Source organism: Chryseobacterium sp. JAH, from assembly GCF_001507335.1.
Classification (GTDB): Bacteria; Bacteroidota; Bacteroidia; order Flavobacteriales; family Weeksellaceae; genus Chryseobacterium.
The window spans coordinates 280,910-299,195 of sequence record NZ_LMAH01000001.1 but is presented as its reverse complement, the minus strand read 5'-3'; the positions used below and the strand labels follow the sequence as shown (position 1 = coordinate 299,195).

Genomic DNA, 18,286 nt, shown 5'->3' with positions numbered 1-18,286 from the left:
AGAAGAAAGCTTTAGAATAATTTAATCATAAAAATTAAATCTTATGAATAAAGTTTTTTTCTTTTTGATCATTTTCTTTTCACAAAACATTTTCGCACAGATTTTAAAATCTGGTTTCGACAAATCTGAATATATTGAAACATTAAAAATAAACTACAAAGCCCACATTCCGGTTGATGAATGGGATAAAAACACCACCCTCACCAATCCCGAATATTTTGATTTTGTTTATCGCTCACCTGTTGTTGCGTTCGACAATATTTGGGATCTTTGGATTCATAAGAAGGAAAAAGTAGCGGTCATTGCAGTTCAGGGAAGTATTCAGACGGAGGCAAGTTTCCTTGCGAATCTCTATGCAGCCATGATTCCGGCGAAGGGTGAACTTCAATTGGATGATCAGTTTCTATTTAAATATAAACTGGCAGAAAATCCGAGAGCTGCAGTTCAGGTAGGTTGGTTTGTAGCAATGGCATACCTCTCAAAAACGATTGAATCCAAAATAGATTCGTGTTATAAAGCCGGAATTAAAGATTTTATTCTAACAGGTCACAGTCAGGGTGGCGGAATAACCTTTATGCTGAATGCTTATCTTGAAAATTTAAAACTCTCTGGAAAGCTTCCGCAGGATATCCGTTTCAAAACCTATTGCAGTGCAGGACCAAAACCCGGAAATCTTTTTTTCGCTTACGATTATGAGCATATGACTCAAGGAGGCTGGGCGTATAATGTAGTCAATACTGCTGATTGGGTTCCAGATGTTCCTTTTTCTTTGCAGACCATCAATGATTTTACATCAGTTAATCCTTTTCAGGGCGCTAAAGCCATAATTAAAAAGCAAAAATTCCCTGCCAATGTAGCGTTGAAATATGCTTACAATCAATTAAGTAAACCCAGTCTGAAGGCACAGAAAAACTACGAAAAATATCTAGGTAAAATGGTTTCGAAAGCAGTGAAAAAACACATTCCCAACTTCAATACTCCAGAGTACTTCCAAAGTAATTATTACGTTCGTACAGGAAATACTATAGTGCTTTACGCTGACGAAGAATATTTTAAGATCTTCAGTAATGAGTCGGATAATCAAAATATCTGGCAGCATCATCTTCCGAAGCAGTATTTGTTTTTAACGGAAAAATTGAAATAAAAATTAAAGTAATATGCTTTGCCGAACGTTTATACAGAAAACATGTCAACATGAAAATCCCCACCATTCACGGATATATTGATCGTCGTATTCTTATTAATTATACGGCAGATCCCAAAGATGTAGAGAAGATAATTCCTCAACCTTTTCGCCCTAAAATCTACAGAGGTAGAGCCGTTGTAGGGATTTGTCTCATTAGATTAAAAAATATTAAACCAAAAGGTTTTTCCGATTTTTTAGGAATAAATTCCGAAAACGGTGCTCATAGAATTGCTGTTGAATGGGATGAAGACGGAGAAGTAAAATCCGGAGTTTATATTCCAAGAAGAGACACCTCTTTAGTGCTGAATACTTTGGTTGGAGGGAGAATTTTCCCCGGAAAACATTATCTGGCAAAATTTAATGTGGAAGAAAAATTAGGAAATTATCATATCGACTTTAAAAGTTCCGATGATACCAAAATTTCAATTGATGCCAAGGAAACTTCTATTTTTAATCAAAATTCAATCTTTGAGACCTTAGAAAATGCCTCTGATTTTTTTAAAAAAGGTGATTTGGGATATTCTCCCAACAAAGAAAAACTTGAAGGACTGCTACTTAATGCCTACGAATGGAGGGTAAAGCCGCTAGAAGTATTAAATGTAAAATCGAGTTTTTTTGAGGATGAAAATATTTTCCCTAATGGTTCTGTACAGTTTGACAATGCTTTACTGATGACCCATATTGAGCACGAATGGAAAACCGCAAAAACTAAATAAAATATAAAGCTTAAACAAACCATGAAAAAACTTCTTTTAAGCACAATAATGATCATTATACTATCATCATGTGGAACAGTAAAAACTACAGCTGAAAGTTCAACCGATTCTTCACCTGAAGATGCCACTTACGGTTTTACCGAAAAAAATCCTGTGAAGGTGGGCGGAGTTGGAAACGGTCCGCTCAATGAAAGGAATTATCTTAATGCTCTCACAGGACCCAACGGAGAAAAAGTTTCTTATGAAAGAGATGGAAGTTGCTGTGAATTTAAATCTAAAAACAGTCCGTTCGGAATGGGTTTGCTTGATCGTTATGCTGTCACGTACGAGGGGAAAAAAGACACCGTAATTATTTACCTCAATATGTACGATAAGGCAAAAACAATGGCTCCCGTAGGATTTAAAATGAAATAAAATGAATTTGGATTATAACCTCTCCTCCATTGGGAAAAACTTAAATGCTGTAGTTCAGACTTTGTGTTGACTTATTTTAAAAACCCTAAACCCAATGATGCAATCATCATAGATATTGAGGGAGCAAAGAATAAAGACGAAAAATATCTCTTATTTCTTCAAAATAAATCCTCATTTCTGCCTCTTTGGTGTAAAAATAGATAGCATATAAGCATCAACCACAATCATCAAAATAATCAGGTATGAAATCAGAAAATATTTTAGAAAAAAGAAGTCTTCGTGGTAAAACCGTTGTTGTCACCGGTGGAAGCAGCGGAGTCGGAAGAGCCACAGTAGAAGCATTTGCTTTGGAAGGATGTAATATCGTCATCGCCGCCCGTGGACAGGAGGCCTTAGACGAAACTTTACACCTTTGCAATGAACTTGAGGTGAAAGCTATCGCAGTTCCTACCGATGTTTCCAAAGCTGAAGAGGTAGATAATCTAGTGAGACGAGCCATTCTTGAATTCGGAAGAATAGATATCTGGGTTAATAATGCGGGAGTTATGGCAAGCGGTAAATTTGAAGAAATCCCGATGTCACTTCACGAACAGGTTATTAAAACCAATCTTTTCGGATACATGCACGGAGCCTACAGCGTAGTTCCGATTTTCAAAGAGCAGAACGAAGGAATTCTGATCAATAATGTATCAATTGGCGGATTTATGCCTGCTCCATACAGCGCCGTATATTCGGCTACCAAATTCGGAATCCGAGGAATGATGGAATGTCTACAGGGAGAAATTTCAGATTATAAAGATATTCATGTTGCCAATCTGTATCCGCAGATTCAGCGTTCTACAGGAAATGCACATTCAGCAAAGTATTCCGGACTTGATTTTAAAGTTCCTCCATTTGCAGCGGATCCGCGTGATACGGCAGCAAAAATAGTTCAGCTCGCTAAAGAACCCAAAAAAGATCTATTCCCAGATTTCACATCAAGACTTTTGGTCAACGTCTATGGAATGTTCCCTAAAGCCATCATCAATACGGCATCTGCGGGAATGAGGATGATGATGAAACTTAAAAATGGTGAACCTACTTCAGGAAATGTTTTGGAATCATCGCCGGAGCCACATCAGATCTACGGAGAAACCTCTATTCCGGTTCCAAGTAAAAAAACAAAATTAGCAATGGTAGCAGGCGTTACCTTAGGATTAGCATATATGTTTTTCACCTCAAGAAGTTCCCATAGTAACAAAAATTGAGCAGAAGAATTAAAGTAAGTTTAAATACTAAACCCCTGATCGAAAGTCGGGGGTTTATCTTTGTTAGCATATGGTAAATTACTTATTTAGAAGTTTTTGTAATTCAAGAAAAGATTTTAAAATCTCCTGTTCTGATTTCACATAGAAAGTAATATTGACTCTTGGTTCGCTTTGATAAATCTTTACTCTCATTCTATCTGCTGATATGGAGGCATTTTTAATAGAATAAGTTTCGGTAAAAGGCTTTTCATCGCCGGTAACTGTCATATCACCATTCTCTGCAATTTTAATAGATACAAATGAATATGAAGGCGGATCATATATTCCTCTCAACATATATGAGCCTTTGAGTTGCTCATTCAAAGTCGTTTCAATTTTCTTGAATTTTTCGCTCTGCGCAAAAATAAATGTACTCATTATAAGCAAGGCAAGTGTTAAATAAATTTTCATGGGTATTAGTTTTTATTAGATTAAAATTCTACTCAAAAATAGGAAATATACTCCCTGGGGAAAATAGCCCTTTTGTAGTATTTTTTCATGAATCTAGTTTGACGGATTGACCATCACTGTTTAGTTAAGTTATTCAACCATTGCGTTGAGATGTTTGATTTCAACTTATTGGGATTCAGTATTTTACATGTGTTATAAGTGTCAATAGAAAATTTTGATTATTTTTTTATATATAAAAACGAATATTTTGCTTTGGCTTATTCTAATCATTAAAAGCTGAGGTCGAGCATATTTGGAATATTCCAATTACCCTATTATGACAAATAGTTAAATTCCCTAAAAAATTCCCTAAACTGATATTCTACATACCATATTTTTGAAATTCTTAATTTTTTAATGTTAAATTTGTCATATTAGACATTCACAATAATTATATGGATTCACAGCAACAATTTTTAAGGAAATCTGACGAGGCTAAAGATCTTTATCTTCCACATCTGTCGGCCGATCCTGTCGTTTTTGGTTTTGATAAAAGTGAATTAAAAGTTCTTCTTCTTCAGATGACCTACCGCAAACAGTGGCTTCTACCAGGTGGTTACGTGAAAAAAGATGAAGATCTGGATGATGCGGCAAAGCGTGTTTTGAAGGAGAGAGCAGGGATTTCTGACGTATATCTTGAAGAGTTTGCTGTTTTCGGCAAAAACAAAAGAAGTGAATTTTATTTCGAAGATTTTGATGATTCTCTATGGCACAAACAACGTTTTGTCTCGATAGGATATTACGCTTTATACAACCCCGATAATGCCAATCTGATTTTAGATGAATTCAGTGAAAAATGTGAGTGGGTATATCTTAGCCAGCTTAATGAGATTGAATTGGCGATGGATCACCGTGAAATTATCGAAAAAGCATTACTCAGCTTAAGAGAAAGAATATCTTATAAACCAATCGGTTATAATCTTCTGCCTGAGAAATTTACCCTTTCAGAATTACAGAAATTATATGAAACGATTTTAGGAAAAGAGCTCAATAGAGGAAATTTCTACCGAAAAATCAAAAATCTGGGAATTCTTAGAAAATTAGATGAGCAGCGACGTGGCGGCGCTCACAAATCTCCTGACCTCTACTCTTTTGACGAAGAGAATTATAAAAAAGCTCTGGAAAACGGTTTGAATAACTGGTAAAAAAAGAATCCTGATTTTTTCAGGATTCTTTTTGTTATAAACTTAGTTGTCTCTCAAACTCTTCAAAGTATTTTGCTAAATGTAGCCCATCTGCCAAACCATGATGCGCCTCTATAGAGACGGGAAGATATTTTTTATCATCACGGATATTGAATTTTCCAAACGTAATTTTCGGAATGCACTCTTTAGGGTCAAAATTAGTAGGATGAAGCATAGCAGAAAAAGATTTCCACGGAATAGTTGTATGTCTTATGTGATTAATAGGCAAAACATCATTGCTGATTCCTAGACCTGTAGAGTTTTGAACAGATTTTACTTCTTTTTGCAGTTCCTGATTAAAAATATCGAAGTTTTCAGAATAATGAAAAAATGAAAACCCGAAAGTTCCGTCTGCTCTTCCAATAGTACCTCCAACATGTACTTCATCATACAAAACTACATTTCCGTCGACAATCCTCAGTTTCAATTCTTCTACTGTATTTATCGCAATCATTGATTTGTGAAGATAGACTGCATAAAATGAATTACCTTTTCGTTTTGCATCGTCATAAGCCTTTGTACAATCTACCTCGCTTGTAAATCCAAAAAACGGACTTTTCATTTTAGAGAAAAATTTAAAATGTTCTTTCCTTTTCCATGTTTCAATATCTATTACTTTCATTTTATATTAATCAGTCTTTTTACTTTTTTCATTACCTAATCGCATCTAATTTTTCTTCTGTAAAATCAAATTCTTTTTCCCATTCTTCGAGCAAATTTAAAATAGGCAATAATGCAGATCCTTTTTCAGTAAGGTTATACTCTACTCTTGGTGGTAATTCTTTGAATTCTCGTCTGATTACCAATTTATCCTCTTCCATTTCTCTTAGTTGATCTGTAAGGACCTTTCTTGAAATCAGAGAAATATGTTCTGCAATTTCGCCAAATCTCAAAGTACGGTCTTTAATCACTAGTACGATAATGGGTTTCCACTTGCTGCCTAAAGCTGACATGGCCTTTCCGAGCGGGCAATTGCACTGTTTAATTTTTTGTCGTCTCATGATGGGTTGAATTAGTTACTGCTAATTTACTAGTTTTTTAAATATGTGGTACAAAAACAGACTAATATTGGTTAGTCTATGTAACAATTGCTAGTAAAAAAATAAAATTAATATACACGAGATATTAAAATAATAACAGATCAGTGGTCGTTTTGGTGAATCAAAGTTATGATTTAACTTTTGCAGGTCAGCCAACAACTACTAGGGTTTCTACAGATTTAAAAAGAATCTATATTGATCCGTTTGTGAGTGATGTAAATGATAAAATCAAATTTCTTCATTGATCATAAGTTGAATACTAGACAAATCCCATTAGGGATAAATCTATCATCCTAAATAATTTGATAGATAAAAAGTTAACTTTTATGCTATCAAAATAATGTCCGATAAAAATAATAACTCTCAAAAAATCTATTTTTGTAGGCAAAATTGTATAACATGAAAAAATTATTATTGTTTTTCACTTTACTTTGCGGATTACAAGGATTTTCGCAGCTTGTTCAGGTTCCTGTATATACGGGTGTTTCTTTGCAACCAGCACAACCGGGGAGTGAAGCTGGAAAGTTACTTGATGGTGATAATACGACCATCTATCATTCTAAATGGTCACAGAACGGTATTCCGGATGAGTTGAAGTTTTATTTTACCACTAATGTTACCAGCATTAAAAAACTGGTTTATACTCCAAGACAATCTGGAGGTACCAACGGAATATGGACTAATGTAAATATTTCATACAGTACACAGACGGCACCCAATACTTTCACTTTAGTAAGCAGTAATTTAATTTGGGCATCTAACACTTTGGATAAGGAAGTTGTTTTTCCGACAGCGATCCAGAATCCTTATATCATTAAAATTTCGGTGAACAGTGGCGTTGGCAACTTCTCAAGCGGAGCGGAGATCAAATTCTTTTCTGAAACCCAACCTGTGATTTCTGACGGTACCGACTGCACCATCAATACATCGGAACTAAGTATAAATGGTGTAAATGATGTGAAGGCAAACATTATCGCCTCCGGAACGACAGCATCATCATTTCAGTCGGGAGAAAATATAGATAAATCTTACGATAATGATGTAAGTACACTGTATCACTCTGCATATAGCACTACTACTTTTCCTGTGGTGTTAAATTACAGGTTAAACGGTGTTACTCCTATTGATTACCTAAAATACACACCGAGAACAAACGGTAGTAATGGTAGGTTTGGAAATGTGAGCATTAGTTATAATACTGCATCAAACAGTACATTTGTTCCCCTGATGTCTTTTGATTTTCAAAATTCTTCTTCACCCGTAAACGTTAATTTTCCTAATCAGATTACACCTTTAAACGTAAGAATTACAATTAATAGTGGTGAGGGTAACTTTGCAAGTTGTGCTGAAATGGGCTTCTACACAATAGGTTCTTCAGGAGCCGCAAATCCATACAGCAATATTTTTGCTAACAATCTCTATTCATTATTACAGCCGTCTGTTAATCAGTTAGATATAAATGCAATAACATCTCCTTTCTATAAAGATTTGGCACAATGTCTATTCAACGGAACGTACGTAAGTAAATATAGAATCCAGGAGTACAAGGTTTATCCTCCTATCGCAGTTACTACTGGTAACCTAAAGGTCGGATCTGGATATAGCAGGTTTGAAAATCCTACAGGTATCGTATTCGCACAAGGCACTAAGGTGGCCATGTTTGTTCAGAATTTACCTTCTGGAGCTAGTGTTTCTTTGCAAGTCAAGGATTTTTCCACTACTATGGGTGGTGTCAGTTCCTATTATGAACTTCATAATGGTTTGAATGTATTTCAACTTACAAACAGTGGTCTAGGATATATAAGTTATTATAATACCAATACAACATTACCTAACATCCAAATCAATATTGTTTCAGGTAAGGTCAATGGTCTGTATCACTATCAGACATCTACACAAAGTGACTGGCAAGAGAGTTTAACCAATTCAGCGTATAATATGATTGATGTTGTGGGGAATCATTCGCATTTGGTTTATAAAAAAAGTATGCTAAAAAATCATGCTCCTTTTAATCCTGCCGCTCTTATTGCAAAATATGACCTTATTGTAAAAAATGAATGGCTTGTGATGGGGCTCTATAAATATAATTTAGTTCCAAAAAACCGTATGTTCAGCTATAGTAATAATGGCGGAGGTTGGTATGCTGGCGGGCTAGGCATAAATATGGATTCTGACTGGGGTGAGGAATCTTTGGCCGATATCAACCAGTTGTCTTTATGGGGACTTGCTCATGAATTCGGACACATCAATCAAATAAGACCGGATCTTAAATGGATTGGTACTACAGAAGTTACCAATAATATGCATAGTACATGGGTAGATTATCATATGAATACACAAAATGATGGGATGTCTCGCCTGGAAAGAGAATCTGTGGAGCCGGCAACAGGAATGAACAGCCTTGCAGGTGGAAGAATAAACGGAGCGATTTTAAATACTTCCATCAACCAGGAAGCCTTGCAAGGGAACGCAAATATCGATGTATTTAAAGTACTGGTACCTTTCTGGCAGCTTGAACTGTATTATCAATTAGCCGGAGCTTCACGAAATGCACCGATCCTCTCCTTTAATTATCCAGCCAGTTATACGGGAGTAGATTATGCACACTGGTTTGGAATGGTTGCAAATATTGCAAGAAATTACAATGCTTCAGGTGTTTCTAATGGTGAATTGCTACTGAATTTTGTAAAAAATACATGTGCCGTTGTTCAGGAAGATTTGACTGATTTCTTTACAAAAACAGGATTTTTAAAACCAATCAACAGAGCTATTGATGACTATGGAATTGGGCAACTTACCATTACGCAGGCACAGGTAGATGCTACTATAGCTTTCATACAGGCTCAAAACTATCAGACACCTGTATCGCCTGTAATGCATTATATTTCAGCACGCAGTATTGCAGCTTTCCGTGATCAACTCCCGTTAAACGGGCAAACAGGGCAAGGGGTTACTTTAAGTAATAATTATCTCACTGTACAACATAGTGTTTGGCAAAATGCTGTAGCTTATGAAACGTTTAACGCCAATAATGAGATTATCTACATATCGGTTTCAGGTACAGGAGATATCACTAATCAGACTACAAAAGTTTATTACCCATCCAATGCTGTGGCAGTATATGCAGTAGGTTACAATGGGCAGAAAATTTTGGTGTATCCAACTTCAGTACTTTCTATAACCGAAATGGAAACTAGCAATTCTGAATTAGTTGTCTACCCTAATCCTATAAAGCAGAACGAATTAATTCATATTAAATTGAAAAATGCATCAGGAAATTACAGTGTGAATATTTTTGGTACAGACGGAAAAATAATATTAAGTTCGAACGGAAATCTTGAAGCGATTGAAAATAAAATAAATACAGAGATTGCTAACTACCCTTCAGGAATTTACTATCTTTCATTGAAAGATACAAAAGGAAACGCCTTTAAAACCATTAAAATTATTAAAAAATAAATTTAACTTAATACCAAGCTTTTAATGTACCTTAAGGTGTATAAAGCTAATTAGATTTTACATAAAACAGTTTCAATTTTTTGGGACTGTTTTTTTATAAAAAATTGTCAAGATTACTTTGAATTATTCTGATTTCTTAAACAGTTTGGATAAAAACTGGCTAACGATTGAAACACGGATTTTCTATACTTTTCTTCTGATTTAATAATGAGAAATTCAACCTATAATTTAGATGAAAAATTGCATTTTTCAGAACAAAAAATAAAGATGAAGGATCAACCACTATAAATTTGAAAAGTCTGACCAGAAACCTTAATTTTGTTTTATATTTTTCTACATGTTTGACATCCTCATTTCTCATATTCGAAATAAAGTGAGCTTAACTGAAGAAGAAAAGATTGAATTGCAGTCTTTTTTTTCGCTTACAAAGCTTAAGAGAAAGCAGTACCTGTTACATGAGGGAAATGTATGTACTCATCTCTCTTTCGTATGCCAAGGCTTGCTGAAATCTTATTTTGTAGATGAAAAAGGAGGGCAACATATAAATATGTTTGCTTTTGAAGGATGGTGGATTTCAGATTTTAAAAGTTTTATCAATCAGGAAAAAGCTGTTTTGAATATTGATGCGTTGGAGGACACAGAGTTGCTCATGATCAGTCTTGCAGATTATGACAGATTAATGCTCCAAATTCCGGTGATGGATCGTTACTTCAGGATTCTGTATCAAAACAGTTTAGTAACGAAAGACTATCGTCTTATTGCTTCAAACAGTTATACTGCCGAGGAAAAATACCTTGAATTTTCTCAAAAAAACTCTGAAATAATCAAAAGAATTCCACACAATCTCATTGCGTCATTTTTAGGCTTAGCTCCGGAAACCGTCAGCAGAATTCGTAAAAAACTTTTATTGAAAGGTTAGATCTATAATTTTCAATTCTATGTTTTCAATTTACATCGGCTTAAACTAACCTAAACTCATGATCCAGATCAAGCGCTTTTGATGAAAACCACCCTAGTTTTGTAGAAGAAATTTACAAAATGGAAAACAATAAAAATATCGCATTAGTAGTCGGAGCCACCGGAATTACTGGAAGTAATCTCGCCAACGAACTCATTTCTCAAGGCTGGACAACCTACGGTTTATCCAGAAACACAAACAACAATATCGAAGAATTAATATCAGTAAAAGCTGATTTGTTAGATACAGGAAGTTTGAAAGTTGCATTAGAAAACATCTCTCCTACTCATGTTTTTTTCACAACCTGGATGCGAAATGATACTGAAGAAGAAAACATCCTTGTCAATAGCGCTTTGGTAAGAAACCTGTTAAATGTTTTGTCTGCAAAAAAATCGGTACAGCATGTTGCTTTGGTTACAGGATTGAAGCATTATCTCGGCCCTTTTGAAGCCTACGCAAAAGAAGGAAAACTTCCCGAAACTCCGTTGAGAGAAGAGCAGCCGAGACTTCCGCTTCCGAATTTTTATTATGCTCAGGAAGATGAGGTGTATGCAGCTTCAGAAAGAGATGGTTTTAGCTGGAGTATTCACAGACCGCATACCGTAATTGGTTATGCAGTCGGAAATGCGATGAATATGGGAACTACTTTGGCAGTGTATGCAAGCATTTGCAAAGAGACCGGCAGAAAATTTATCTGGCCCGGATCATCCGCACAATGGAACGGAATTTCGGATGTGACGGATGCAAGAATTTTAGCGAAACAGTTAGTTTGGGCATCAACCACAGAAGAAGCGAAAAATACTGCATTCAATATCACAAACGGAGATATTTTCCGTTGGAAATGGTTGTGGTACAGATTGGCGGATTATTTTGGTGTGGAAGCAGTTGGTTTTGAAAACGAAATCAAACCTCTCGAAAAAGAAATGCAGAACCATGAGGAAATCTGGAGCCAAATCGTAAAAAAATATAATTTAAAAGAAGAAAATACCGAAAGATTATCTTCTGCTTGGCACACAGATTTGGATTTGGGAAGACCTCTTGAAGTGATGACCGACATGACCAACAGCCGAAAAGCGGGATTCAGAGAATTTCAAAATACCGAAGATTCCTTCTTTGATTTATTTAAAAAATTAAAAGAAGAAAAGATTATTCCATAAAGATTTTATGAAGAGTTGTTTTAAAAACAGCTCTTTTTTGTTTGATAAAAAGTTGTGCTCAGTTTTAAAGAAGAAAATTTCAAAAACCACTAAGAATAGGAATGATCTGCAGAAAAGTTTTGATTTAAAATAATTTGGTTAGGTTTTTGAATATTCAGAAACATACTAATCATCACGCTTTTGAAACTCATCACATTCACAAACAAAGGTATTTACTGTCCGCAGGGAAAATTTTATATTGACCCATGGCGACCTGTAGATTATGCAGTGATCACGCACGGTCACGCTGACCATGCCCGTTGGGGAATGAAGAAATACCTTTGTCATCATTTCACAAAACCAATTTTACATCAAAGAATTTCTCCGGACATCGAATGTCAAACCTTACAGTATGGGGAAGTTTTGGATATTAATGGTGTTAAGCTTTCAATGCATCCGGCTGGTCATATCATTGGTTCGGCACAGATTCGTTTAGAATATAAAGGTTATGTGACCGTGGTTTCCGGTGATTATAAAGTTCAGGATGATGGCTTGAGTACACCTCTTGAACTCGTGAAGTGTAATGAATTTGTCACTGAAAGTACCTTCGGGCTTCCCATTTACAATTGGCTTGAAGTTCCTGATTTGAATAAGAGATTGCAGAATTGGGTGTTGAGAAATCAGGAAAATCAGAAAACTTCTGTATTCATCGGTTATTCTTTGGGGAAAGCACAGAGAATTATGAAGGCTGTGGAAGGGATGGGAAAAATCCATGTCCACTACTCGATTGGAAAACTCAATAAAGCCTTTGAAGAAGTTGGAATTGTGCTTCCAGATTATGAAGTTCCCGATTTCAGAGAAAGCATCAAACACGTTGCGGGTGACATTGTGATTGTGCCACCGGCTTTGTTGGATAGCAATGTCATTAAGAAAATTCCGGATGCCGCAACAGCGATTTGCTCCGGCTGGATGCAGGTTCGTGGCGCAAGAAGATGGCGAAGTATGGATGCAGGATTTCCAATGAGCGATCACGCCGACTGGAAAGGTTTACTGCAAGCCATCAAAGCTACCGAAGCTGAAATTGTTCACGTCACGCACGGACAAACCGAAGTGTTTTCAAAATACTTAAATGAAATCGGAATTAAATCTGATGTTGTGGAAACGCTTTACGGCGATGACGACGATGAAGTGGTTGAAAAGGAAGTAATAGCAGATATTAAGCAAGATTAAATATAATGTTGAACTTGCAGGTTTAGAAATAGAAATTAGAAATGAAGAATTTCGCAGAACTCATCAACGCCCTGGAAAGTACGAATAAAACCAATGCTAAAATCGATGCCATCATCGATTATCTTGAACGTGCGCCTGATGATGATAAATTGTGGTTTGTAGCCCTGTTTACGGGGAAAAGACCCAAGCGAAATGTGAATACCAATTATATGAAAGAATGGGCGTTGGAAATTACCCAACTGCCATTTTGGCTCTTTCAGGAAAGCTATTCCTCAGTCGGCGATTTGGGTGAAACGATATCCCTGATCCTTCCGCCTCCCACCGAAAAAATTGAAAAAACATTATCTGAGTGGATGACCGACATCATCGGACTGAAAACGAAAACCGAAGCTGAGAAAAAAGAATTTATTCTTAATTCCTGGAATGGTTTGGATTATACGGAAAGATTGATTTTCAACAAATTACTGGGTGGAAGTTTCAGGATTGGGGTTTCATCTAAGACGCTAATTAATTCTCTGACCAAATTTTCCGGACAGGAAGCAAGTACTTTGATGCACAGTTTGATGGGAAAATGGCAACCGAACGAAGTTTCATTTAAAGAACTGATTTCTGCCGAGAATATCAATCCCGATAACTCAAAACCCTACCCTTTCTGTTTGGCTTATCCACTGGAAAAAGAATTGGAAGATTTGGGTAAACCCGAAGAATGGTTGATTGAATATAAATGGGACGGTATTCGTGGACAAATTATCAGAAGAAACGGTGAAGTATTCATCTGGTCGCGTGGGGAAGAACTGGTGACCGAGCAGTTTCCCGAAATTACCGAGACTGTAAAAGCGATGAAAGGAAACTTTGTGATTGATGGAGAAATACTTGCGGTAAAGGATGGTAACGTTTTAAATTTTAATGAATTACAGAAACGTTTGAACCGTAAAACTTTAACCAAAAAAATGCTCGCTGAAATTCCGATTGAAGTTTTTGCTTACGATATTGTGGAACTGGAAGGAACTGATTTAAGGGAAAAGCCCATCTCCGCCAGAAGAGCAATGTTGGAGGAATTATTATTAAATGAAATGCCGGAAAATATCAAAATTTCTCACGCAATTGATTTTGAAGACTGGAGTAAATTAAATTTAATCAGAGAGAATTCCAGAGAAATCAACAGTGAAGGATTGATGCTGAAACAGAAAAATTCGCACTATCATTCCGGAAGGAAAAAAGGCGATTGGTGGAAATGGAAAATCAGTCCGTTGACGATTGATGCAGTTTTGATTTACGCACAAAAAGGAAGCGGGCGAAGAAGCGCCTATTACACCGATTACAGTTTTGCTGTGAAAAGTGGCGATAAATTGGTTACCATTGCCAAAGCCTACTCCGGATTGACAGATAAAGAAATAATGGAAGTCAGCAAGTTTGTAAATAAAAATGCAATCGAAAAATTCGGTCCCGTCCGAACTGTGAAAGCTGAATTGGTTTTCGAAATTGCATTTGAAGGAATTGGCTTCAGTAACCGTCATAAGAGCGGTGTGGCATTGCGTTTCCCAAGGATTTTAAGATGGCGGAAAGATAAGACCGTAAATGATATTGATGATATTGAAGAGATTAAGAAATTGATACAGTAAATTTTAAAATGTAATGTTCGCAAAGATTTCTGAGTGGGACGCCTTTGTGAACGAAAAAATATGCCTAAGAATGTCAAAAACCTTTTCGCCTTTGTGTGTAAATAAAACAATTAACAAAATTGAGCAACTACGAAAATACCGAAGGCTTTAAAATCATTCAAAACTGGATGATGGAAAAGGGCAACTCGCCATTTAAATTTCAGGTCGATACCTGGAAGAAATTTGGCAGTGGCTACAGCGGAATGGTAGTAGCTCCGACAGGTTTTGGAAAAACGTTTTCAGTATTTTTAGCTTTGGTTTCAGACTTTCTGACGAATCCTGACAAGTACAAAAAAGGACTGAAAATGATTTGGATTACGCCATTGCGTTCCCTTTCTAAAGATATTGCCAAGGCGATGCAGGAAGCAATTGACGAGATTGGACTGGATTGGGTAGTAGGTGTAAGGAACGGTGATACCGGCCCGAAAGTCCGTCAGCAACAGGTTAAAAATATGCCGGAGATCTTGGTAGTCACTCCCGAAAGTTTACATCTGCTTCTAGCTCAGAAAAATCATCAGCGCTTCTTTACCCATATGCATTGCGTTGCGGTGGATGAGTGGCACGAATTGTTGGGTTCAAAGCGTGGCGTAATGGTCGAATTGGGGATTTCACAGCTCTTTCATTACGTTCCGAAACTAAAAATCTGGGGAATTACCGCAACCATAGGTAATCTTGATGAAGCACAGGATGTTTTGATTCCTTACGACATTAAGAAAACAAAGATTACGGCGAAAGAACTTAAGAAAATCGATATCATTTCGGTTTTTCCTGATGAAGTTGAACTTTTGCCATGGGCAGGACATCTCGGACAAAAATTAGCGGATAAAGTGGTTCCAATCATTCTGGAATCGAAATCGACTATCGTTTTTACAAATACCAGAAGCCAGAGCGAAATGTGGTATCAGCTTTTGCTGAATGCATATCCTGATTTTGCCGGACAAATTGCGATTCATCACAGTTCGATAGATGCGCATTTAAGAATATGGATTGAAGAAAATTTAAGTTCAGGAAAACTGAAAGCAGTCGTTTCCACATCTTCTTTGGATTTAGGAATTGACTTTAAGCCGGTTGATACGGTGATTCAAATCGGTTCGGCAAAAGGTGTTGCGAGATTTTTGCAACGTGCGGGACGTAGTGGCCACTCCCCTTTTGAAACCTCAAAAATTTTCTGTGTTCCCACGCACTCTTTAGAACTGATTGAAGTTGCCGCTTTAAAAGAAGCTGTAAAACAGAAAGTTATCGAACCACGTGAGCCTGTGGTTTTGTGTTTCGACGTCCTGGTTCAGTTTCTGATGACTTTGGCGGTTGGTGACGGATTTTTACCGAACGAAGTTTATAAAAGAATCAAAAAAGTCTATACTTTTCAGGAAATCAGAGATGAAGAATGGAAAGCGATGATTGATTTTCTCACAATTGGTGGAAGTGCTTTAAAGAGTTACGAAGAATATCACAAAGTGGTCGTGATGGAAGATGGTTTGCACAAAGTGACTTCACGAAAAATTGCGATGCTCCACAGAATGAATATGGGCGCGATTGTTAGCGATGCGATGCTGAAAGTAAAATTTATTTCAGGCGGATACATCGGAATGGTTGAGGAATACTTTATTTCAAGATTGAAGAAAGAAGAAAAATTTATCCTGGCCGGTAGGGTTTTGGAAGTGGCGATGATTAAAGATATGACTGTTTTCGTTCGGGCTTCTAAAGGAAAAGCGCAGGCTCCGAGTTATTTGGGTGGACGATTACCTTTAAGTTCAAATTTAGGTCATTTCTTACGAGAAAAATTGTCAGGTGCGCTGAATCCAAAAGCTTCTGAAAAAGAACTTAAATTTCTACATCCGCTTTTGGCCAATCAGGAAAAGCGTTCACACATTCCAAGAGAGGATGAATTTTTGATTGAATTAATTAAAAACCGCGAAGGCTATCATTTATTTATGTATCCTTTTGAAGGAAGACTGGTGCACGAAGTGATGGCGGCTTTGATTGCCTACAGAATTTCAAAACTGGCTCCGATTTCCTTTTCAATGGCGATGAATGATTATGGTTTTGAATTATTCAGTGACAAGGAAATTCCGCTAAATGAAGATAATTTAGCGAAAATTCTGACCCGAGATAATTTGATGGTAGATGTGATTTCCAGTATTAATTCCGCAGAAATGGCAAGGCGTAAATTCAGAGATATTGCTGTGATTTCAGGAATGGTTGTGCAGAATTTCCCCGGACAGCAACGTTCCAATAAAGCTTTGCAAAGTTCAGCGGGATTGATTTTCAAAGTTTTGGAAGACTATGATCCAAATCATTTTCTCGTAAGACAGGCATATACTGAAGTTTTTAATATGCAATTACAGGAACAAAGATTGGTTGAAGCTTTCAAACGGATTGAAAAATCGAAATTCATCTTAAAATATTCCAATAAATTTACACCATTAAGTTTCCCGATTAAGGTTGACAGTTTGAGACAGACTCTAACGAGCGAAAATCTTGATGCAAGAATTCAGAAATTAATTAAACAATCCGGAAGAAACATTAAAGATGAGTAAAACTTCCATCATCAATCCTCGAACGTCCACTTTATTATGAATATAGCAACTAAAAATATATTGATTCAAAGCGAAATTTTCACTCTAACGAATCAACGTGCGTTGTTTTGGGAAAAGGAAAAAGCATTGATTTTTTCAGATTTGCACATTGGGAAAACCGCTCATTTCCGAAAAAATGGGATTGCTCTGGCGAATCATATTATGAAAAATGATTTGGAGCGTTTATCTATTTTAATTGAAAATTTCCGGCCTGAAAAATTTATTATTGTCGGAGATTTATTACACGCTGGGAACAATTCTGAAGTGGATGAATTCTGTACTTGGCAAAGTCGATATCCGGATATCAAATTCTGTCTGGTAGAAGGCAATCACGATAGAATTTCGAAAACTTTAGAAAAAAAATTATGTTTGGATTCAAGAAGTGTTTCATTGGAAATTGATGACATTTCTTTCGTTCACGACTTTGACCGTTCGAATCCTAAATTTCAGATTACAGGACATATTCATCCTGGTTTTGTTATTAATTCTCCGGTCAAGAAAATTAAATTACCTTGTTTTGCTCAAACTTCTAAGCAATTATTATTACCTGCTTTCAGTGAGTTTACAGGTCTGGATACAAAAAACATCCCTAAAAAAGGGATGTACTTTGTTTTTACGGATTCTGATATTTATGAAATTTAAATTTAATCAAATTTCATCAAACCATTTGTAAATGTCGACTGACGAATCAATATTCAGTTTTTTTCTGATTCTGTTCTTTCTGTTTTGTATTGCTTTTGGCGTGACAAAAGTGTAGGTCGCAATTTCTTTGGTCGTTAAATTTAATTTTAGATAAATACAAAATATCAATTCCGAATTTTGGAGATTAGGTTGTATAGCTGCCAGTTTTTCAAAAAAATCCGGATACGAAATTTTGAACTTACTCAAAAGGCGGGGTGAATTGTCTTTAGCCAATCTTATAATTTCTTCTTCTGCCAAATTTTTCATGATCTTGTCTCAATTATTTTTATTTTCTTCATACGAAGTATT

At 36.2% G+C, this 18,286-nt stretch carries 16 protein-coding genes; 12 read left to right on the top strand and 4 right to left on the bottom strand.

All coding sequences use genetic code 11. From position 1 onward, the window contains the following. Window positions 1-43: 43 nt before the first annotated feature. The 4 genes from AR685_RS01435 (at window position 44) to AR685_RS01420 (ending at window position 3,563) form a co-directional block, all read left to right on the top strand. Window positions 44-1,144, top strand: coding sequence for a lipase family protein (locus AR685_RS01435; RefSeq protein WP_047444082.1), 1,101 nt, complete (start codon window positions 44-46; stop codon window positions 1,142-1,144). A 50-nt stretch (window positions 1,145-1,194) separates the two neighbouring features. Then, window positions 1,195-1,902: a DUF2071 domain-containing protein gene (locus AR685_RS01430; protein WP_047444081.1), complete on the top strand. Its 708-nt coding sequence runs from the start codon at window positions 1,195-1,197 to the stop codon at window positions 1,900-1,902. 21 nt (window positions 1,903-1,923) lie between these two features. After that, on the top strand, window positions 1,924-2,316 hold the full coding sequence (locus AR685_RS01425; RefSeq protein WP_047444080.1) for a hypothetical protein: 393 nt from the start codon (window positions 1,924-1,926) through the stop codon (window positions 2,314-2,316). A gap of 242 nt (window positions 2,317-2,558) precedes the next feature. Continuing rightward, window positions 2,559-3,563, top strand: a complete 1,005-nt coding sequence (locus AR685_RS01420; RefSeq protein ID WP_047444079.1) for an SDR family NAD(P)-dependent oxidoreductase — start codon at window positions 2,559-2,561, stop codon at window positions 3,561-3,563. Window positions 3,564-3,641: 78 nt separating this feature from the next. Here AR685_RS01420 and AR685_RS01415 read toward each other — a convergent pair whose 3' ends face one another. Further along, window positions 3,642-4,013, bottom strand: a complete 372-nt coding sequence (locus tag AR685_RS01415; RefSeq protein ID WP_047444078.1) for a hypothetical protein — start codon at window positions 4,011-4,013, stop codon at window positions 3,642-3,644. A 434-nt stretch (window positions 4,014-4,447) separates the two neighbouring features. Here AR685_RS01415 and AR685_RS01410 point away from each other — a divergent pair, with 434 nt between their 5' ends. Beyond that, the gene (locus tag AR685_RS01410) at window positions 4,448-5,197 is read left to right on the top strand and encodes an NUDIX hydrolase (protein ID WP_059123498.1); all 750 of its coding nucleotides are present in this window, start codon (window positions 4,448-4,450) and stop codon (window positions 5,195-5,197) included. 34 nt (window positions 5,198-5,231) lie between these two features. On the opposite strand, the gene AR685_RS01405 is transcribed toward AR685_RS01410, so the two are convergent. Together AR685_RS01405 and AR685_RS01400 are read right to left on the bottom strand one after the other, a co-directional pair. Continuing rightward, window positions 5,232-5,858 carry a chloramphenicol acetyltransferase gene (locus AR685_RS01405; protein ID WP_047444076.1) on the bottom strand — a complete coding sequence of 209 codons (627 nt, stop codon included), beginning with the start codon at window positions 5,856-5,858 and terminating at the stop codon, window positions 5,232-5,234. 31 nt (window positions 5,859-5,889) lie between these two features. Then, on the bottom strand, window positions 5,890-6,237 hold the full coding sequence (locus AR685_RS01400) for a winged helix-turn-helix transcriptional regulator (RefSeq protein ID WP_047444075.1): 348 nt from the start codon (window positions 6,235-6,237) through the stop codon (window positions 5,890-5,892). Between the two features lie 438 nt (window positions 6,238-6,675). Here AR685_RS01400 and AR685_RS01395 point away from each other — a divergent pair, with 438 nt between their 5' ends. From AR685_RS01395 to pdeM, 7 genes are all read left to right on the top strand, one after another. Next, on the top strand, window positions 6,676-9,735 hold the full coding sequence (locus AR685_RS01395; protein WP_059123497.1) for a M60 family metallopeptidase: 3,060 nt from the start codon (window positions 6,676-6,678) through the stop codon (window positions 9,733-9,735). A 337-nt stretch (window positions 9,736-10,072) separates the two neighbouring features. Beyond that, window positions 10,073-10,654 (top strand): Crp/Fnr family transcriptional regulator, encoded by a 582-nt coding sequence (locus tag AR685_RS01385; protein ID WP_059123495.1) that lies wholly within the window; start codon window positions 10,073-10,075, stop codon window positions 10,652-10,654. A 119-nt stretch (window positions 10,655-10,773) separates the two neighbouring features. Then, entirely contained in the window at window positions 10,774-11,850 is a 1,077-nt protein-coding gene (locus AR685_RS01380; RefSeq protein ID WP_059123494.1) for an SDR family oxidoreductase, read from the top strand. Between the two features lie 180 nt (window positions 11,851-12,030). Further along, entirely contained in the window at window positions 12,031-13,059 is a 1,029-nt protein-coding gene (locus AR685_RS01375; RefSeq protein ID WP_059123493.1) for a ligase-associated DNA damage response exonuclease, read from the top strand. 41 nt (window positions 13,060-13,100) lie between these two features. Then, window positions 13,101-14,681 (top strand): ATP-dependent DNA ligase, encoded by a 1,581-nt coding sequence (locus AR685_RS01370; protein ID WP_047444069.1) that lies wholly within the window; start codon window positions 13,101-13,103, stop codon window positions 14,679-14,681. A 119-nt stretch (window positions 14,682-14,800) separates the two neighbouring features. Continuing rightward, window positions 14,801-17,257, top strand: a complete 2,457-nt coding sequence (locus AR685_RS01365) for a ligase-associated DNA damage response DEXH box helicase (RefSeq protein ID WP_117584609.1) — start codon at window positions 14,801-14,803, stop codon at window positions 17,255-17,257. Window positions 17,258-17,293: 36 nt separating this feature from the next. Further along, window positions 17,294-17,938, top strand: coding sequence for a ligase-associated DNA damage response endonuclease PdeM (gene pdeM, locus AR685_RS01360; RefSeq protein ID WP_059123492.1), 645 nt, complete (start codon window positions 17,294-17,296; stop codon window positions 17,936-17,938). A gap of 6 nt (window positions 17,939-17,944) precedes the next feature. Here pdeM and AR685_RS01355 read toward each other — a convergent pair whose 3' ends face one another. Further along, a complete protein-coding gene (locus AR685_RS01355) occupies window positions 17,945-18,244 on the bottom strand; it encodes a helix-turn-helix transcriptional regulator (protein ID WP_052187864.1) in 300 nt (99 codons plus the stop codon). Between the last annotated feature and the right edge of the window lie 42 nt (window positions 18,245-18,286).